This is a genomic window from Marivivens marinus (assembly GCF_035969385.1).
Lineage (GTDB): Bacteria > Pseudomonadota > Alphaproteobacteria > Rhodobacterales > Rhodobacteraceae > SELP01.
Genome location: NZ_JAYKKJ010000001.1, coordinates 213,681 through 229,358 on the forward strand (window position 1 = coordinate 213,681; position 15,678 = coordinate 229,358).

Annotated in this window: 14 protein-coding genes; 9 read left to right on the forward strand and 5 right to left on the reverse strand. The window is 57.8% G+C overall.

The window, feature by feature from the left end; all coding sequences use genetic code 11:
* Positions 1-342: 342 nt before the first annotated feature.
* Entirely contained in the window at positions 343-2,961 is a 2,619-nt protein-coding gene (locus U3648_RS01155) for a sialate O-acetylesterase (RefSeq protein ID WP_420857402.1), read from the reverse strand.
* Positions 2,962-3,451: 490 nt separating this feature from the next.
* Between U3648_RS01155 and U3648_RS01160 the strand changes: the two genes are divergently transcribed.
* Positions 3,452-6,487 (forward strand): calcium-binding protein, encoded by a 3,036-nt coding sequence (locus tag U3648_RS01160; protein ID WP_420857403.1) that lies wholly within the window; start codon positions 3,452-3,454, stop codon positions 6,485-6,487.
* 75 nt (positions 6,488-6,562) lie between these two features.
* Here the strand turns inward: U3648_RS01160 and U3648_RS01165 are convergent, their stop codons facing one another.
* Positions 6,563-7,363 (reverse strand): EAL domain-containing protein, encoded by an 801-nt coding sequence (locus tag U3648_RS01165; RefSeq protein ID WP_420857404.1) that lies wholly within the window; start codon positions 7,361-7,363, stop codon positions 6,563-6,565.
* 548 nt (positions 7,364-7,911) lie between these two features.
* Here U3648_RS01165 and U3648_RS01170 point away from each other — a divergent pair.
* The 8 genes from U3648_RS01170 (at position 7,912) to U3648_RS01205 (ending at position 12,650) form a co-directional block, all read left to right on the forward strand.
* The gene (locus tag U3648_RS01170) at positions 7,912-8,172 is read left to right on the forward strand and encodes a hypothetical protein (RefSeq protein ID WP_420857405.1); all 261 of its coding nucleotides are present in this window, start codon (positions 7,912-7,914) and stop codon (positions 8,170-8,172) included.
* A gap of 124 nt (positions 8,173-8,296) precedes the next feature.
* Positions 8,297-8,425: a hypothetical protein gene (locus tag U3648_RS01175; protein WP_420857406.1), complete on the forward strand. Its 129-nt coding sequence runs from the start codon at positions 8,297-8,299 to the stop codon at positions 8,423-8,425.
* 111 nt (positions 8,426-8,536) lie between these two features.
* Positions 8,537-8,734: a hypothetical protein gene (locus U3648_RS01180; protein ID WP_420857407.1), complete on the forward strand. Its 198-nt coding sequence runs from the start codon at positions 8,537-8,539 to the stop codon at positions 8,732-8,734.
* Positions 8,731-8,850, forward strand: a complete 120-nt coding sequence (locus tag U3648_RS01185) for a helix-turn-helix domain-containing protein (protein ID WP_420857408.1) — start codon at positions 8,731-8,733, stop codon at positions 8,848-8,850. The genes U3648_RS01180 and U3648_RS01185 overlap by 4 nt, the downstream gene beginning before the upstream one ends.
* A gap of 228 nt (positions 8,851-9,078) precedes the next feature.
* Positions 9,079-9,390, forward strand: a complete 312-nt coding sequence (locus U3648_RS01190; protein WP_420857409.1) for a Dabb family protein — start codon at positions 9,079-9,081, stop codon at positions 9,388-9,390.
* Positions 9,390-10,661 carry a glycerate kinase type-2 family protein gene (locus U3648_RS01195; RefSeq protein ID WP_420857410.1) on the forward strand — a complete coding sequence of 424 codons (1,272 nt, stop codon included), beginning with the start codon at positions 9,390-9,392 and terminating at the stop codon, positions 10,659-10,661. The genes U3648_RS01190 and U3648_RS01195 overlap by 1 nt, the downstream gene beginning before the upstream one ends.
* Before the next feature lie 135 nt (positions 10,662-10,796).
* Positions 10,797-12,017: an AGE family epimerase/isomerase gene (locus tag U3648_RS01200; RefSeq protein ID WP_420857411.1), complete on the forward strand. Its 1,221-nt coding sequence runs from the start codon at positions 10,797-10,799 to the stop codon at positions 12,015-12,017.
* Positions 12,018-12,188: 171 nt separating this feature from the next.
* Entirely contained in the window at positions 12,189-12,650 is a 462-nt protein-coding gene (locus U3648_RS01205) for a hypothetical protein (RefSeq protein ID WP_420857412.1), read from the forward strand.
* A gap of 87 nt (positions 12,651-12,737) precedes the next feature.
* Here U3648_RS01205 and recR read toward each other — a convergent pair whose 3' ends face one another.
* The 3 genes from recR to U3648_RS01220 form a co-directional block, all read right to left on the reverse strand.
* On the reverse strand, positions 12,738-13,331 hold the full coding sequence (gene recR, locus U3648_RS01210; protein ID WP_420857413.1) for a recombination mediator RecR: 594 nt from the start codon (positions 13,329-13,331) through the stop codon (positions 12,738-12,740).
* A 90-nt stretch (positions 13,332-13,421) separates the two neighbouring features.
* Positions 13,422-13,766 (reverse strand): YbaB/EbfC family nucleoid-associated protein, encoded by a 345-nt coding sequence (locus U3648_RS01215; protein WP_420857414.1) that lies wholly within the window; start codon positions 13,764-13,766, stop codon positions 13,422-13,424.
* A gap of 63 nt (positions 13,767-13,829) precedes the next feature.
* Positions 13,830-15,611, reverse strand: a complete 1,782-nt coding sequence (locus U3648_RS01220) for a DNA polymerase III subunit gamma/tau (RefSeq protein WP_420857415.1) — start codon at positions 15,609-15,611, stop codon at positions 13,830-13,832.
* Positions 15,612-15,678 lie beyond the last annotated feature (67 nt).

Sequence of the window (15,678 nt, forward strand, 5' to 3'; positions counted from 1 at the left end):
TCGTCATCCATAATAGGTTTCACATTGATGAAGTGTCTCCGACAAGACCGAAATATTTTAGTCAGTTATTCCTCAAAGAACCTCCTATTCTCATTCACCAGGCGCCAGATATGGCAAGAAAAACTGTCTCGGATAAGCCAGGCTATTTCGTCAGCTCCCCCGAACGAGGCTGCATAAGGCAATCAGTGTGACTGGCTGTTCGATCTGAAGTCGCCGACCTGCCGGCAAGCGGTCATCGTAACAACGCGTTGGTAGTCGCACCTATGGACGCTGAGCAATGACGCTATCGAGGGTGGTTCTTCCGCAGCCGGTGGCAGTTCGATTTCATTGCATGAGGGCGGCTCAGGCAAAGACAAAAAAGTCGGACGAAAGCTCGTCGACATCCAAGCCGTTGATCATCAGTCGATCCTCGCCGATGTCCAAAATTATCCCATCTGAATAATGTCGCAGCGTTGTCATGGTGAGCATGTCTTCATAGCTTGTGATGCCATCGAAACCTGCAAGGAAAATGACATCCATCTCGAATTCGCCGTCAAAATCTCTGATGGAAAGAAACTCATCCCCCGCCTCGAAAACGAAGGTGTCTGCTCCGGCTCCGCCGTACGCAACATCACGCCCTTCTTGCCCATCAATCAAGTCGTTGCCTTCATCGCCGTACAATTTGTCATTTCCCGATCCACCGAAGATCAGATCCTGACCGTCTCCGCCGTAGATCCGGTCATCTCCCCCCTCGCCCAGCAGTCGATTGTCGCCCCGATTGCCTACAATATAGTCATCCAAGGCAGCGCCAGTGGCATTGAAGTCCGCATCGCCTTCGAAGTAGATCCGGTAAACATCGGGGGCAAATTCAAAATCACCTGAAATTCCTTCGCTCCCTTCAATCCAGAGCGAATTCACAGAAATGATTGTTGGAGCGTCTTGCTCTAATGCAGAACTGTCAAGGATCGTGATAGCCCGATTTTCGCTCGCGACTTGCTGCAATATTGTGAAGTCTTTGAAGTATCCAAGGGAGCGCGACCACGAGTTATTCGCAAACATCTCAAGACCGGGATCAACCTCCTGAACGCTCAAAGCAATCGAGACAGTTTCCCCGTCCAAAGCGAAGTCACTGGCATAGATGTTCAGTAAATAGTCTCCGGCGGCATCGAAGTCTGGCCGGAGCCATACTCCTCCGATCTCTGGATCGGACCTGACCCACCATTCGCTGCGATCATCTAGGTAGCCGTAGGAGTAGAGCTGGTCGCCTTCGAGGTCAGTGAACCAACCAGCGGTGTCAAGCCAAACCCACTCCCCTTCTCCAATTGTTATCGACTCAGGAATGATGGCGAGGGGACCCACCGTAGGTGCGGAGTTGGGCTGTTGCGGGACTGCCAACTCCTCTTGGCTCATCAGCTGCTGATAGACCTCGAAGTACCGGATTCCAAATTCTACAAGCGAAGCGCCGTCGAAATGTACGCCAGAGGCATCAAAGGCCTGAAGTCCAACGGACGAAACAAAGCCGATATTCGGGTCTTCGTTCAACAGCTCAAGGGTTTGAAGCGCTGCATTCTGAACGAAGTTGACACCGTCACGCGACAGTTCCCCGATCAAGATGTTCATATCTGGCGTGCCCCATGCGGCATCACGCATTTGGTCGATCAGTTCTAGGACCATCGCTGCATAGGTATCTGTCGGAATCGAATGGTTCGACTCACCCTGATGCCACAAGACGATATCGACTTCACTCTGCCCCACCATTTCGAGAGCAGCATCGATGTCTGAGGAAAGCGCTCCCCAGTTTTCGCCGCTACCGCTATCAAGCCAGGTTTGTATCTGGGAGCCCGACACAGGATGTGCAATGACAAGCACCGGCTGCCCAGAACTCGCTGCGAGCTCATTTGCAAATGGGAAGAAGAGATTGTTTCGGAGGGCGTCGCCAGTCCTTACGCCATCTCCTCCTGCGGGGGCACTTCCATAGTCGGCTGCTACGATGCCCCCATTCACCCAATCGTATGCCACTACGTTGGGGTCGATGGTCATGTCCCCTCCCGCGCCGGCACCTAGCATATTGGACTGACCAGCGGCAACAACCACTAGGTAGTCTGGTGACCACCAATCGCCGGCTCCGTCCTGAAATTTATGGTCTTGGTGCGGCGGTTCTCCAGCCCGACGATGATAGATGACCCCATCGATTGAGATCTCATCAACGTCCTGCCACAGATTGCTCGCGATGTACTCTTCGACTGTTGCGTATTCAGGAAGATAGGGAACCGCATCAAATTCAACGGTTGTTTCCGTCAACTCGGAAATGTCGGTGTCGATCAGGATTATGTCAGACCCATTGTCTCTGATTACAACATTCTGACCGGATTGCAGGATCTCTACGTCGTTCAGGAAATCGGCGAAGTCGTCGATGTTACTACTGCCGCTGAAGACAAGCACATCGCCGTCGTCCGGATTGAAGTCTCTGATGATGTGTACTGCCTCAGGTGTTGAGTTGAGCACAAATATGTCGGCGCCCTCGCCACCATAGAGTTGGTTTCGGCCAGACGATGCCAGCAATACATCTTGCCCATCTCCACCATAGATACGGTCCGAGCCGTATCCGGCTGAGATAAAGTCGTCGCCTTCATCCCCAAAGAGAACGTCATTTCCTGCCCCGCCGAAGAGCATGTCATCGCCACCGCCGGCGTGAACGATGTCGCGGGCAGCTCCCCCATGAACGATGTCCCGACCATCGCCAAGGTTTATTCTAGACTCTTGATTGGATGCCCACAGCACCGTGTCGGCCGTACCGGTTACCGAGAAAAGCGTGGCATCGCCGGATAGCTGAATTGTCAGGAACCCCCCATCGGTGTGTAGGTGATTCCCGTAGGTTGAAATCGTGATAGGTTCGTAATTGACGTGGCTGGTTGGTAGCTGGATGCTAAACCTGTCCCGCAGTTCCGAAACAGTTTCTTCAAACGTTTCGAACTCTCCCATAAATGCGCCAGTTCCTGGCGATCTAAATAACTTGTACATCTTGGCTTTCGGCGTCTTTCATCAAAAGATCGGAATATCTATCGCTGCTTACAATGCTAGGCTTCATGATTTGCTCTCGCTTCATCCGAGTCAATAGCTGCGCCCAAGGACGACGTTGGTCATTGACTGGCCGCATTGGCTTGTCTGGCCGACGCAAAAATGTGCGGTTGAGCCGTTGAGCAGAGTGAGAGAATTACTTCTAATCGTAGCTAGTAGGTAAAGGAATTGAAGTTCTCAGTTTCAGGGTCGATATTTGACAAGTTTCATTATTACCAGTGCCTTAGGGATATTGTTTTGGTGGTTTTTGGAGGTATGACTTAACAAACTCGACGCGCCTAGCGAGATGTCAACCCTGTTCGTTAGGCTTCTACTTACCATTGGCGATCGTTCCAGTGGAGGGATGAGGTTCGATCCTGCTACGATCAATCCGTGGTGAGAATGGTGGGTCGAGATGAAGTATATTCGCTTTTCGGAGTTCGGATTCAGCCGAACTGTCCAACAACCATCGGCGTTTGGTTTGAGCTCGGATCGTAACGTAGATTGGGGTTCGCCGGATCAGATCCGTGGGGTCGAACTGGCTCCAGACGGCTCAATCGGGAGCCCGTGGGAAAACAAGAGCCTGTTTGAAGTCGGCCAAAGCGCTGAACAGTTGGATCGGATCTCGATCGGCGGCTCGCTTGCGGATTTGGCACGGACCCTCAAGTCACTGGAAGGCTCATTCCAACACTCCAGCGATCTAGACGAAGATGGAACGGAGAGCGAGCTGCGTCCAAGCGGCGACGAAAGCCGCAACGAGGTCGTGATCGGGTCAACCGAAGCCCGACGTATCTCCGACGAGCAAGCACCCCCCTTGAACCCGCAGCCTTCAGTGTCGCAGTTGCAAGACGCTCAGATGGCAACTGTTTCTGTACAATCCAAGGCAGCTGAGGTTCCCGCAAACGGCCGCCTGGTTGGATCGTCGGTCTCGGAAACCCTCACAGCGAAGAGTTCGGGAGCTCTCACTTTTGCCGGTAGTGGGAATGATACGATTATTGGAAGCGATGGATCTGATCGGATCTCTGGTGGTTTCGGGAACGACGATATCTTCGGAGGAGATGGCGATGACCTTCTGAGGGGTGGCCACGGAGATGATCTGCTCACCGCGGGATCGGGAAAGGATACGGTTTGGGGAGGGGCCGGGAATGATGTGATCCACGCCGGATCGATCTCGGGAGGTGATGTGCTCTACGGGGGAGGTGGTGAAGATCTGTTCAGAGCCTGGGTGCCACAAGTGTCGGCCAAACCGGGTAGCCTCGAAATTGGAGATTTTGAGCTGGGCGTTGATCGTATTCAGATTGATGGCTGGAACAAGTCATTGCACGAGCTAGATTTCAGCTATGATGACGCATCAGGAGCAACCGTCATCAGTGATGCGGATGGGGAGTTTTCGATCAATCTATTTGGCCTAAGTGAAGCCAATGTCGCAGACCTAAGCGTGGCGGAGTTGTTTGTTGGCCTTCCGGACGGCATCGTGGAAGCAACCGCCAGCCAGATCGAAGCCGATCATGACTCAACTGGCTTGTTTGGAGTGGATGTGTTGGGCGCGCGCGCCCAATGGAAAGATGACTATCTTTGGGATGCAATTGACGACCCAACATCAGCTTCCAGCACTTTCCTGCCATCATCTGCGGTCAGATGGCCTGGCCAATATATCGCCGACGGTGTTGGCCACCTTGAAGACGACGATTATGATCTCAACAATCCATATTTGATCGACACCGAGCAGTTCAACAAGGATGGCCTGGACGAGATCCTGCAGCTCTCGGTCCAGGCGGGCCAAGATTTGATAATTGTTCTGCCCACGACAAGGTATATCACCCAGAGCGAAGATGGAGACACTTTCGAGGTTGATCTGGAAACCGCTGCCTCTGATCTGCATGACTTTGTGACGTCTTTAGCGAGCGGGACGCGGTTCGGAGAGGATGTGAGTTACACGCTTCCCGAAAAGATCATTCTTCAAATCGGTCAGGAGTACTACTGGATAGGTCAGCAGAAATTTGACTTTCAGTTCTCTGACCCTGCGAGCAATGAAGCTGTATGGGCCAGCTATGTGGAGGCCACAGGTCAGCTCTACAATGCAATGGCCAAGGCGATAGGTGGGGCCCTCAACGAAATTGAAGCGAACCCAGACGCATACCAACATAGCGATATGAACCTGGAGGTCGCTATGCACCTAGGGCGATTTGAACGCCCTCCGGCCTATGATGACCCTGCGAGAGCCTTTAACGGTTCTGTCGACGACCTCGAGGTGTTGCAGGATCAGTTTGATGCCGACGGGATCGCCGCCATAGATAGCCTTCTCTTCCAAAGATACATTCCGAGGTTTGCGGGTATTGACGATCTTTACAGCGAAGGTCGTGGGGACCCAGACAACACATTGGAGAGCGCCATCCAGACATGGGAGCTGCGTTCGGTGGAACTCACAGGTTCGGAGCAAGGATTTCAACTCATCGCTGGGACGAGCATCGCAAATCATACCCGAACTGAAATCCATAATGAGTGGGCGGCGGAGAATGGCGCCCTGAGCGCTGAAGAACTGAACTCCCGATCGAACGCTGAATTTGAAGAGTTCTATCAGGACAGTCTGGCCGATGGGCCATATGGCCAGGAGCTGCCGGCTGCAATTGTTGAGCTGGTTTCTGAGCTTTCAGGAGCGGGAGTGGATCAAGCTTTGGTCTATACCGCTGATATCATCCAGGATGCTGGCCTCAAGGACAACAATCTCGCAGGTATGCTCACTGCCGAGAACCTAGACACCGGGCAATTGGATCTGTTGGCAGGTGGTCAGATGTACATGGAGTTGGCAAACAGCATTTCCGGCAAGAGCCTTGTAAGCGGGCAAGGCCTTACCGAAGCCGATGACAGTACCAACATGAATGTATTCGCTGGGTCCGGTGAAGTTGTGATCTATTTGAGTGCGACGGACATAACCTCAGCAGACGGTGTCATGAACTATGAGCTCGATCTCTCCGGGATTGAGGGGGAGTTCAGCCATGTCGACATCAAGAGCATGACACCCAACGAGATTGAAGGGTGGAGGGATATCTACGGGGTTGCAACAGACCTGCCAATTCTTGACGAGGACCTCTACGGGGAAAGGGACCTCTTTCTTGAGCTCGATATCGAATCTTGGACTGAGACACTCACTTCCCCAACCCTGAGTCTATCTTTCGACTCCGACTGGCAGATCTTCGAAATCACGGTGGGGTTGGCAGACGCATCTGTCCAAGATGTATCGGCAAAAGTGAGTGAAGTCGCCATACAGGAGACTGCCGACGAGCATTTGATTGTGCTGGCTAACTCTCAGGAAGGTCGAGGACCTGACATGGGGCATCCTGATGTGAACAGCTTGGATGAACAAGAGTTGCCAACTGCATCAACGGAGGGCGATTGGCATGATCAATGTGGCGCAGATGAAGCTGAGGAACACCTACTTGCAGAATTCTAGAGTTGGATCGAATCTCGGCGTGCGCGACCTGTGCTAGGCTGGCCATATCGCCATAGGTGGCGACGGCAATTGTGGTCAGATGTGTCGTTCTCGAATTACACTGGCATAGACTGGTGGGCCAATCAGCATACCTTGCATCAATCTTACTCCCAATGCCTTTAGTGCTCTGGCCTCATCTCCTGTTTCCACCTTCTCAGCGACACAGATGACGTCGAGCTCTTGTGACATGTTGACGATAACTCGCATCAGGACCGCCTTGTCCGCATTCTGATGAATGTCTCGTATGAAATATTCGTCGATCTTGAGAAGGTCGAAGTGAAAATTCGCAATGTTTCTCAGCGATGAGTGTTCCTTGCCAAAGTTGTCGAGAGCGAAACGCACGCCTCTTGCTTGGAACTCCTTCATGAAGTCGGCCACAAGGTCAGGCATCACTAGTGTAGACTGCTCATCGATCTCAACGACGAGACGGCCGTCCAGACTTGGAACGCTTGCAACTGTCGCTTCGAAAGCGTCATACCAAGCACGATGCGCGATAGAGTTCACAGGCACATTTACCGATATTCTCAACTTTGGGTTCTCTGTTAGATCCAACCGCCAACGTTGAAGAATTTCCAAATCGACAAAACGTCCAAGCGACGTATTCCTTATCTTCTCAACGAAGGCACCAGCTGGAACGACTCGACCGTCGGGAAGAACAAGGCGCCCCAAACCCTCATAGAATGGAATGGATTGGGATTGGATATCCACAATCGGTTGGTAGGCGACGAGGTAGTTACCGCTCCGAAGATCGGTCTCACTTATTGTGCCGGGAGTCGCGCTCTTCGATGGTCGCGCAACGTCTAGAAATGTTGGGAAATCCGAGTGCTCTAGCCCCATCTTGTCGCATCCCGTAGTTGCGGTTTCGGCAAGGCTACGCGGATTGTCTTAAGTTTGAGCAAATCCGAAACTTGTGCTGTGAGATCGTTGATCGACCCGCTCGCAAGGGATCGAAGCGGCTAATTTCTCACTCGAAGCTGACGGTCCTCGTTCGGCTCGGGTTGGATGACCTACCGGGGTATTATGTATCAGGCTTCGTAGTTTCGACGCCCGGCTTTGACGATCGTTTGGTCAACTAATTCAACTAGAGTTCGGCTATGAATTTGGCCCTAACGCGGAGTTTCAATCGTTACGGCATTACTCGGTACCAAAACTTGCTGGGTGGCGATGTATGCAGAATCAACCCAGACGTGCTCAGTGGCGTAGTGATTTAGGCTGCAAGGTCAGAGACCATCAAACACTTGGCGTTTCGGCGTGTCGACATCCGCGATCGCCAGAACTCCTCGAGATTCGAGCATTGCGTTCAAATAGTTGCAACCCATTTTGCAACCCATTTCCGGCAACCTTGAGGAAGAAAATACAATAAAAACAATACAATACGGATTGATATGACGGATCCCCAGTCCGCCACTTTCCCTTTTGTCGACCGCCACACCAAATGGCTCAAACCGCCATATCGTGACCTCGCGACATTGATCCAAATGAAATCTAGTGTGGTCACACTGAACACCGATGTGACCATCAAGCGCGGCTTTGTTGCCCAAATCAAGGCCTGGGTTTCCCTGTTGGACCCCGGCGTGATCGCTGGAAGGTATGAGCAATTGGAGCCACTGAAAGCACAAGGCCACGGTCTGGTCGACACGCACTGACAGCATGAAACGACGCGGATCGTTGTCGACTTGGTTTGATTTCTAGATGGGTTAGGTTCCATCGCTGCGCAGACGCCCACAGTGTTCCAGCGACGCCGCAATTCAGGCCTGTTTGTCTCCGAAGATGCTGTTCTGGATGCCGCTGCGGCTGACGGCCGGTTCTGTGCAGAGCTGGTTGTGGCTGATTGGGATGGCCGATCAGTCGATGGGGTGCCGGAGGGCCACGCCGACCCAGGCGAACCACACTATGTAGCCAAGCCCGAAAACCGCCCCGGTCACCGGCGCGAGTGTCGGCAGCACTGTCGATAGTCCGGCCGTGCCGATCCCAAAGGGCCACCGCACGCACGGCGAGCGCGAGGATCAGATGAAGACACCCACCGTGGCGGCGGGCCTTGTGCGCTCGGTTGTCGACCATGTCGCCCAAAGAGGTGTTGATGCGACGGCGCTCACAAAAGGCCTTGGGCTCTCTGCCGCCGATCTCGCGGATCAGGACGCGCGTATCCCGCTCGCTCTTTACAAGGCGCTGGTTGCGGCGTCCAAGCGGCCCGCAAGGTCTCGGTGAACGAGACCGCCTATCTTGTCGGTTTCTCGGAGGCTTCCTCCTTCCTACGTGCCTTCCGCCGCTGGACGGGGCGCACCCCGGCCGAGTTCCGAGCCACCGGCGGGGCTCTGGCATAGCCGGGCCCGTCAGCCCCGGACCCGACGTGTCGGTCGACCAGGGCCAGTTTGTCGTTGACTGGGAAAGCAGGGCCGCCAAACTTTTGTTAGGGTTGGGTCAGGTCTCGCCTTCGACGGTTTGATCCCGACGGAACCGTTGCATCAGTGCCGCTGCGGTGGCGCGCGGAAGGATTGCGTTGCTGCCCGTGCCGAGTAGCATCAGCCGGACTTTGGCCAGAAAGGAAACCCATGATCCGTCATCTTGTTCATCTTCGGTTTCGTGCGGATGTATCGCAGGCTGAAAAACAGCAACTATTTGACCGTCTGGCCGGTCTTGCGGACCGGATCGACGGGGTTCTGGATTTCCAGCATCGGGCGAATGTCTCGGTCGAGACGCCCTTGGTTCGGGGCTTTCTGGACATGTTCTGGTTCGATTTTCGCGATGTTTCCGTTCGGGACGCCTATTTGGTGGACGAGGTGCATCAGGTCATCGGCGCCGATATCGTGGCGGCGCTGGAGGGCGGGGCCGAGGGCGTGTTCGTCTGTGATGTGGAGATCTGATGACCCCTGACGATAAGGCCTTTTTGGCCGGGCTTTTCGATGCGGCCGTTGCGGCGGCTGACCCGGTGCAGGCCCTGCGCCCGCATCTGCCCGCGCGGCCCAAGGGCCGGGTTGTTGTCATCGGCGCCGGCAAGGGCGCGGCGCAGCTGGCCGCCGCCTTCGAGGACCTGTGGGAGGGACCGGTCGAGGGAGTGGTGGTGACCCGCTACGGCTATGCCGCGCCCTGCCGCCACATCCGTGTGGTGGAGGCAGCCCACCCGGTGCCGGATGCGGCGGGGCTGGCGGCCAGCGCGGCCCTGATGCAGGCGGTTTCGAACCTGACGCCGGACGATCTGGTCGTGGCGCTGGTCTGCGGCGGCGGATCGGCGCTTTTGCCGATGCCTGCCGACGGGCTGACCCTTCAGGATGAACAGGATCTGAACGCGGCGCTTCTCGCCTCCGGCGCGCCGATCGGGGTGATGAACGCGATCCGCAAGCATGTGAGCGGGATCAAGGGCGGGCGGCTGGCGCTGGCGGCCCATCCGGCAAAGGTAGTCACCCTGGTGGTCTCGGATGTGCCCGGTGACGACCCGGCCGAGGTGGCCTCTGGCCCGACGGTTCCGTCACGGGTGACGCTGGAGGAGACGCTGGCGATGATCGGCAACCGGGGCATCGCCCTGCCGCCCGCGATCACCGCGCATCTGGCCAGGGGGCAGGGGGCGCCGCGCCCCGACGATCCGCGGCTGGCCGGTCACGAGGTTCGGGTCATCGCCTCGGCCCGGTTGTCGCTGGAGGCCGCGGCGGCGCGGGCCGAGGCCGCGGGCATCCCCGCCGTGATCCTGTCCGACGCGATCGAGGGCGAGGCGCGGGATGTGGGGCTGGTCCATGCGGCCATCGCCCGCGAGGTGGCGGCGCGCGGTCGCCCCTTTGCCGCGCCGGTGGTGATCCTGTCGGGCGGCGAAACCACCGTGACCCTGCGCGGCAGCGGCGGCGGCCGGGGCGGGCGCAACACCGAGTTTCTGTTGTCCTTCGCCGGGGCCATCGATGGGCAGGACGGGATCGTGGCCATGGCCGCCGATACCGACGGGATCGACGGGTCCGAAGACAACGCCGGGGCCTTCGCCGATGGAACCAGCGCAGCACGAATGCGGGCCGCCGGGGTCGATCCTGTCGCAGCCCTTCAGGGCAATGACGCTTGGGGTGCGTTCCACGCCGCCGGGGACATCTTCGCCCCCGGGCCGACCGGAACCAACGTCAACGACTTCCGCGCGATCCTGATCCGTCAGGCGTAGATCATCAGACGTCTTGGCAAACGTTTCTGGAGGCCCGCAGTCGCATGATCTTATTTCATCTTGCCCTTGGTCATCCCGATGGGATCGGGCATGTTTGCGCTATCAGCTCAATGTGGCAAACCGGATGGAACGTTCATGGCCGACTTGGTGAAACCTGATTTCACGGACGCAACCATATCTGACGCAGGGCATCGCGCGTTCCTGCGGCAGGATGCAGCGCGCCAGCTCGACTTTTTTCGCCAAAGCCTGCGGCCAGAAGGCGGGTTTGACAGTCTTGATCTGGACGGATCGGCAATTTCGGGTGCGCCTCAGGAACTGCATGCCACGACGCGCATGGTGCATTCCTTTGCGCTGGGAAAAATGTGGGGCGCGGACGATTGCGAAGCTGTCATTGACGCCGGGATGGCGTTCCTTTGGTCGCGGCACCGTGACGCCGTCCATGGCGGCTATGTCTGGGCGCTGGACGGGGCCGGGATATCGGACGATCAAAAGCTGGCCTATGGGCATGTCTTTGTCCTTTTGGCGGGGGCAAGCGCGAAACTGGCGGGACATCCGGACGCGGACCGATTGATCGCCGATGTGTCTGATGTGCTGGATCGGCATTTCTGGGAGGACGGCCCGGGATTGTTCTGCGACGAATTTTCCCGCGACTGGACCCCGTTTTCCACCTACCGCGGGTTCAACGCCAACATGCACGGGGTCGAGGCGCTGCTCGCGGCCTATGAGGCGACGGGAGAGCGGGGCTACCTTGATCGGGCGGGTCGGATACTCGAGTTTTTCACGGCGCGAGTTGCCCCGGCGCACGAGTTTCGCCTGCCGGAACACTATACGCCGGACTGGCAGCCGGACTTTGACTATGCCGGGAATCCGATGTTCCGGCCGCGTGGCACGACCCCCGGACATTCCTTTGAAATGGGGCGCCTGTTGATCCAGTGGTGGGACCTGATGGGTCGCCCGGAGGATCACAACCTGACCAATGCGCGGGCACTGATCGAGACAGCGTTGGCCGATGCATGGCTTCCGGGGGGCGGGTTTGCCTATACGCTGGACTATGACGGGCAGGTGCAGGTCGCGGATCGTTACTGGTGGCCCGTGACCGAAGCGATCGGGGCGGTCGCGACCCTGCTGAAGGTCGATCCGCAGCCGTCTGACCTGATCTGGTACCGGACCCTATGGGCGGCGGCCTCGGACCTGTTCATCGACCACGATCGGGGTGGATGGTTCCCTGAAATCGACGCCGAGGGTCGCCCGGTTGCAAAGCAATTCCACGGCAAGCCCGATATCTACCACGCGTTGCAGGCAGACCTGATGCCGTTGGCACCGGGCGTGCCACTTTCGTCTTTGACGCACTCGTGATCGGCATCGGATTCAGGATCACCGATCATGGAAGGTTGACAAACACGTGCTCCGGCAATCCGTCCGAAACCGTCGAATGGCAACTTTGGGCCCAAACCTACCGCCATTGGCTTGCGCAATGGTAGTGGAATAACCAAACTGGAGGTTCGAGAACGCAGGCCGGATATGAGTATGAGAAACTTGGTTTCAGAAGACCTTGGCTATTCCAATTGCATGGGGCCAGAACTACGGGGGTTTGTAGAAGGGCAACTCTTGCACGATCTAAATCGATACATTCGGTCAGAAGAAGTGATTGGTCGAGATGGTGTTCGCTTCGATTGGTCCGGTAGCTGCGTTGAGGGTCACCGAACTCATTGGCTAGACGGAGAAATTGAGAACTTTTCCGGTATCGCCGTTTTTGACGATGTGCTGGACCTGATTGCCGAAGGTTGGATGGAATTCATTGAGACAGAAACAGAGCTGCATGTGTTCTGGTGGTTTCTTCGGGGCGGCAGCAAATACGGCGTGCAGGACAAGACTTCAAATTTCTTGCCTGAACACGTTTGGAAAAAACTCAGCCCCAAAGTACGTTTGAACTGGATGCAGTACGCCCCTCGCGAAAAGGGGTTCCCGGTGGAAGCGAATGGCAACTAATGTCCCGCAAACCTGCCCTTCGCAATTGTCGCGCGATCGAAGTCCTGTGAGTCGAGGGATTGGTCCCCTTTTGTCAGGCGCCGTCCGCTAAAAGGATTTTCGGGCCTTCAATGCGGCGCTGATCGTGCCGTCGTCGAGATAGTCCAGCTCTCCGCCGACCGGCACGCCCTGCGCAAGCGACGTGACCGTCACGCCGCCCAACTGGTCCGCGATGTAATGGGCGGTGGTCTGGCCGTCGACGGTGGCGGACAGGGCCAGGATCACCTCGGTCACGGCTTCGCTGGCGACCCGGTCGATCAGTTTGGGGATGCGCAGTTCGTCCGGCCCCACCGCATCCAGCGCGGACAGGGTGCCGCCCAGCACATGGTAGCGGCCCTTGAACACGCCCGCCCGCTCCATGGCCCAAAGATCGGCCACGTCTTCAACGACGCAGATCTCGCCGGTGGCGCGTTTGTCGCTTTGGCAGATATCACAGATGTCCGAGGTGCCGATGTTGCCGCAATTCAGGCATTCGCGCGCGGTCTGACCGACCTTGGTCAGCGCCTCTGCCAGCGGCAACAGGTGTAGAGACCGCTTCTTGATCAGGTGTAGGACGGCGCGACGTGCGGAGCGTGGGCCAAGCCCCGGAAGCTTGGCCAGAAGGTCGATCAGGTGGTCCAGATCACGGGTGCCGTCGGTCAAAGATCTCTCCGGGGGCTTTGGTGTGCGGCCCACGAATGGCTGCGCCCTTCGCTATGCCGCATTGGTTCGAAGTGCCAAAGTTATTGCGACCTAGAACGGCAGGTTCATGCCCGGCGGCAGGCCAAGATCCTGCGCCATCTTCTGCATTTCCTCGGCGGCCTTGTCGCTGGCCCTTTGCTGGGCATCCTTGATCGCGGCAAGGATCAGGTCTTCGACCATTTCCTTGTCGTCGGCGGAAAAGATCGACGGGTCGATGTCCAGCGCCGTCAGTTCGCCCTTGGCGGTTGCTGTCGCCTTGACCAGACCGGCGCCGCTTTCGCCCGTGACCGTGACATTGGCCAGGTCGTCCTGCATCTGGGCCATCTTGCCCTGCATGTCCTTGGCCGCTTTCATCATCTTGGCCATATCGCCAAGACCGCCCATTCCTTTGAACATTTCTTCGTCTCCTTAGACGGCGTTGCCCGTCAGATACGGGCCGGAGGCGGGCGCGACAAGGGGTCAACCCTCTTCAAACGGGTCCCATTCATCTTCGACCTCGGGCAGGGCCTCTTCCGCGGCTTCCTGCGCCTTTTCGGCCTCGGTCCGGATTTCGGTGATCTTAGCCTTGGGAAAGGCACGCAGCACCGCCTGCACCAAAGGGTGGCTTTCCGCCTCGGCCCGCAGGGCGGTTTCGGCGGCGTCGCGGACCTCGGCAATGGTGGGCTGCCCACCGGAATTCACGACCGTGATGGCCCAGCGGTTTCCAGTCCAGGCCTGAAGCCGTGCGCCAAGTTTCTGGGCAAGGGTGCTGTCTGTGCCCGGCGCTGGTTCAAACTCGATCCGGCCGGGGCTGTATTTCACCAATCGGATGCCGGTTTCCACCTCGACCAGAAGTTTCACGTCCCGATGGGCGCGGATCAGTTCCACCACGGCTTCAAACGTCGGATAGCGGGCAAGGGCCTGTTCCGTGTCCAGTGCGCGCACGGCATTGCCGGCATGGGCCGACGGGCCGGAGGGGCCGGTATGGGTCGCGGCAGGGGTGCCCATCGCCTCGGTCCGGCCGCTGCCCGACGTGTGTGCACCGCCACCTCCGCCGGGGCCGGGCGGCGGCGGGGTCGCGTCCCGCAGTTTCTTGACCAGTTCATCCGGGGTCGGCAGGTCTGCCACATGGGTCAGCCGGATAACGGCCATTTCGGCGGCCATCATCGCGTTGGGGGCCATTGCGACCTCTTCCAAGGCTTTCAGCAGCATCTGCCACATCCGGGTCAGAACGCGCATCGGCAGGTCCGCCGCCATTGCCTGTCCACGGGCGCGTTCATCGGGTGACACGGTCGGGTCTTCGGCAGCGTCGGGGGTGATCTTGATCACGCTGACCCAATGGGTGATCTCGGCCAGATCGCGCAAGATCGCCATCGGGTCGGCCCCGTCGGCATATTGCGACGACAGCTCGGTCAGCGCTTCGGTGGCCCGCCCGCGCAGGATCATGTCGAACAGGTCCAGCACGCGGCCCCGGTCGGCAAGGCCCAGCATCGCGCGGACCTGATCGGCCGTGGTTTCGCCCGCGCCGTGGGAAATCGCCTGATCCAGCAAAGACTGTGCATCGCGGGCCGACCCTTCGGCAGCACGGGTGATCAGGGCCAGTGCGTCATCGGTGATTTCAGCGCTCTCGGCGGTGGCGATCCGGCGCAACATGGCGATCATGTCTTCGGGTTCGATCCGGCGCAGGTCGAACCGCTGGCAGCGCGACAGGACCGTGACAGGCACCTTGCGGATTTCTGTCGTGGCAAAGATGAATTTCACATGGGCGGGCGGTTCTTCCAGCGTCTTCAGCAGCGCGTTGAACGCGCTCGTCGACAGCATGTGAACCTCGTCGATGATGTAGATCTTGTAGCGGGCGCTGGCCGCCCGGTAATGCACGCTGTCGATGATTTCGCGGATGTCGCCCACGCCGGTCCGGCTGGCGGCGTCCATTTCCATCACGTCCACATGGCGGCCTTCCATAATCGCCACGCAATGTTCGCAGGTTCCGCAGGGATCGGTCGTCGGGCCGCCGGTTCCGTCCGGCCCGACACAGTTCATTCCCTTGGCGATGATCCGTGCGGTGGTGGTTTTCCCCACCCCACGGATGCCGGTCATGATGAAGGCCTGCGCGATCCGGTCCGCCTCGAAAGCGTTCTTGAGCGTCCGCACCATGGCATCCTGCCCGACCAGATCTGCAAAGGTTTCCGGCCGGTATTTCCGGGCCAGCACCTGATAGGCGGGCTTTTTCGTGGCGTCGTCGGAAAGGGGGATGTCGGTCATCGGGGCCTGTCGGATTCGGGGTCCGGGTCAGCATAGGTGGCGCGTGGGCAGAGGTCCACCTGATCCG

Bases quoted from the DNA above. Each gene is read 5' to 3' on its own strand.
- U3648_RS01175 (WP_420857406.1), top strand. From the start codon at position 8,297: ATGCTGTTCTGGATGCCGCTGCGGCTGACGGCCGGTTCTGTGCAGAGC.
- U3648_RS01180 (WP_420857407.1), top strand. From the start codon at position 8,537: ATGAAGACACCCACCGTGGCGGCGGGCCTTGTGCGCTCGGTTGTCGAC.
- U3648_RS01155 (WP_420857402.1), bottom strand. From the start codon at position 2,961: ATGGGAGAGTTCGAAACGTTTGAAGAAACTGTTTCGGAACTGCGGGAC.
- U3648_RS01205 (WP_420857412.1), top strand. From the start codon at position 12,189: ATGAGAAACTTGGTTTCAGAAGACCTTGGCTATTCCAATTGCATGGGG.
- U3648_RS01170 (WP_420857405.1), top strand. From the start codon at position 7,912: ATGACGGATCCCCAGTCCGCCACTTTCCCTTTTGTCGACCGCCACACC.
- U3648_RS01190 (WP_420857409.1), top strand. From the start codon at position 9,079: ATGATCCGTCATCTTGTTCATCTTCGGTTTCGTGCGGATGTATCGCAG.
- U3648_RS01165 (WP_420857404.1), bottom strand. From the start codon at position 7,363: ATGGGGCTAGAGCACTCGGATTTCCCAACATTTCTAGACGTTGCGCGA.
- U3648_RS01220 (WP_420857415.1), bottom strand. From the start codon at position 15,611: ATGACCGACATCCCCCTTTCCGACGACGCCACGAAAAAGCCCGCCTAT.
- U3648_RS01195 (WP_420857410.1), top strand. From the start codon at position 9,390: ATGACCCCTGACGATAAGGCCTTTTTGGCCGGGCTTTTCGATGCGGCC.
- U3648_RS01200 (WP_420857411.1), top strand. From the start codon at position 10,797: ATGGCCGACTTGGTGAAACCTGATTTCACGGACGCAACCATATCTGAC.
- U3648_RS01215 (WP_420857414.1), bottom strand. From the start codon at position 13,766: ATGTTCAAAGGAATGGGCGGTCTTGGCGATATGGCCAAGATGATGAAA.
- U3648_RS01160 (WP_420857403.1), top strand. From the start codon at position 3,452: ATGAAGTATATTCGCTTTTCGGAGTTCGGATTCAGCCGAACTGTCCAA.